Source organism: Kocuria oceani (genome assembly GCF_029524215.1).
Classification (GTDB): domain Bacteria; phylum Actinomycetota; class Actinomycetes; order Actinomycetales; family Micrococcaceae; genus Kocuria; species Kocuria oceani.
The window spans coordinates 1-2,211 of sequence record NZ_JARAMH010000026.1 but is presented as its reverse complement, the minus strand read 5'-3'; the positions used below and the strand labels follow the sequence as shown (position 1 = coordinate 2,211).

General features: G+C 66.5%; 2 protein-coding genes and 1 pseudogene. 1 reads left to right on the top strand and 2 read right to left on the bottom strand.

Annotation, left to right across the window (positions count from 1 at the left end):
- The first annotated feature begins 159 nt into the window (after nt 1-159).
- A complete protein-coding gene (locus PU704_RS18200; RefSeq protein ID WP_277552324.1) occupies nt 160-354 on the top strand; it encodes a hypothetical protein in 195 nt (64 codons plus the stop codon).
- Here the strand turns inward: PU704_RS18200 and PU704_RS18195 are convergent.
- Nucleotides 342-632 (bottom strand): annotated as a pseudogene (locus PU704_RS18195) (integrase core domain-containing protein); the annotation flags it as partial. The gene PU704_RS18200 and the pseudogene PU704_RS18195 overlap by 13 nt on opposite strands.
- A gap of 7 nt (nt 633-639) precedes the next feature.
- The gene (locus PU704_RS18190) at nt 640-2,079 is read right to left on the bottom strand and encodes an IS30 family transposase (protein WP_420871645.1); all 1,440 of its coding nucleotides are present in this window, start codon (nt 2,077-2,079) and stop codon (nt 640-642) included.
- Nucleotides 2,080-2,211 lie beyond the last annotated feature (132 nt).

Genomic DNA, 2,211 nt, shown 5'->3' with positions numbered 1-2,211 from the left:
GCTCGTACGCTCTGTAAACACCGGGGCCTCCCACTGCTGTCGGATAGGCCGGGCAAGGGAGTACTTGTCCGGTAACCCACGAAGATCAGTGAGCGAGGCCCCGGCCCGCAACCCCCCAGCGCACCCGGGCGGTCACTACATACCGTCTAGGCGGACCAAATGCTCAACCTCACCACGTTCGGGGGCAACCGGATTCACTTCCATGAGGTCACCAAGGACATCTCCGACGCGGCTCTCATGAAGGCCAACATGGCCAGCATCGCGTCCATCATGGACGTCACTGAAGCGGATCTTCTGAGTGGATACCAGGGGACTGATGCACCGATAGGTGACAGGTTGGGTCAGGCAGCCTGAAGGGCTGGTGTGGTCATGATGGTCTCGTACTCGATGGGGGTCAATCTCCCGAGCGCGGCTTGGCGTCGCCTCCGGTGATAGGTGCGTTCGATCCAGACCACGATCGCCATCCGCAGCTCCTGGCGAGTGGCCCAGCGACGGCGGTCCAGGACGTTCTTCTGCAGTAGTGCGAAGAAGCTCTCCATGGCCGCGTTGTCGCCGGCGGCGCCGACGCGGCCCATCGAGCCGACCATGTCGTGTCCGTGCAGAGCCCGGACGAACTTCCTGGATCTGAATTGCCTGGGTTCAACCGGTCGTTGCAACACCGGGTTGGTGAACAGAGCGTAGCTGCTCCTCGAAGACCTCCGCGGGAGTCTTCCAGTCGAGGCTCTTTCGGGGTCTGTTGTTGAGAGCAAGGGCGACTGCTTCGAGGTCTTCGGCGGACCAGCGTGAGAGGTCCGTGCCTTTGGGGAAGTACTGGCGCAGGAGCCCGTTGGTGTTCTCGTTCGTCGGGCGCTGCCAGGGCGAGTGCGGGTCTGCGAAGAACACCTTCGTGCCCGTTTCGAGCGCGAACTGGGCGTGGCCGGAGAGCTCCTTGCCGCGGTCCCAGGTGAGCGTCTTGCGAAGTTGCTCGGGGAGCTTGGTTATCGACGCGATGAGCGCGGCGTTCATCGCAGCGGCGCCGTAGCCACCCAACGCGGGACCGTTCTTGACCGGCGGGGCCTCGCCCCAGCCCTCCGAGCGGGGAAGGTGCACCAGCAGGGTCGAGCGGCTCTTGCGTTCCACGAGCGTGCCGATCGCTGACCGACCGGTGCCGATGATCAGATCCCCCTCCCAGTGGCCGGGAACAGCGCGGTCCGCAGCTTCAGCGGGACGCTGGGAGAAGACGACATCCGCGGTGACATGCCCTGCGGGTCGATTCTGCGCTCGAGCTCGTGGCTGTCGAAGTGCGCGGCCTGTTCGCAGGCAGGTGACGAGCTCGCGTTCGAGCGCGCCACGGCCCTGGATGAACAGCGCCTGGTAGATCGCCTCGTGGCTGATGCGCATGGATTCATCATCCGGGAAGTCGAGCTTCAACCGATGCGAGATCTGCTCCGGACTCCACGCGATCGCCCACCGCCGGTCCTGCCGGTGCGGCTTGTTCAGCCCCTTCCATGCCGGCGGCTGCGGCCCGACGACGACCGCGCCGTCGGGCCTGCGGACGGTGCCGGCCAGACGCTCCTGTACGTACTCCCGCAACCTGTCATCGGTCGCCAGCTTCGCGGTCTTCGGGCGCTTCGCCGCCTGCTGGGCCTTCCACTGCGCCACCAGCGCCCGGTACTCCGCCTTCCCGCCCCGCGTAGCCGCGTTGCGGCGCAGCTCGCGAGAGATCGTCGAGGGGTCACGCCCGATCCTGCGCGCGATCTCACGCACGCCAACCTGTCTGGCGCGCAGCAGCGCGATCTCCTCGCGTTCCTCGAAGGACAAGTAGCGCCCGGTGGGTTCAGCCAATGAGATCGGCGGCATGCCGCCAGCGTGGCGAAACCAGCGAGTTCCGACCGGCCACGACACACCGACCGCCAACGACGCCTCGACGGTCGTGACGCCCGTGGCGATCAATCTCCAGAACTGGCGCTGCACCGCCCGTGAGGGATCAGGTCGCCCGGGTGAGCGCATCGGCGGCCGCAGCGCCCGATCTGCGCGCCACTGCCGACGCGCGCCCTCGGGCACATCGCCGGTCTTCTTGCTCCAATCCGCCGTCGCCATCGTCGAACACCTCCGATTCCAGGAAGGTGTTGCGACGACCGGTTGAATCCGCCTTGAGATCCGCGGTCGGTGTGCAGGATGCAGCCGGCGGTCTGTCCTCGCCTCGCGACAGCGCTGCGCAAGGCGTCGACG

Coding starts and splice junctions, on each gene's coding strand:
- PU704_RS18200 (WP_277552324.1), top strand. CDS start 160: ATGCTCAACCTCACCACGTTCGGGGGCAACCGGATTCACTTCCATGAG.
- PU704_RS18190 (WP_420871645.1), bottom strand. CDS start 2,079: ATGGCGACGGCGGATTGGAGCAAGAAGACCGGCGATGTGCCCGAGGGC.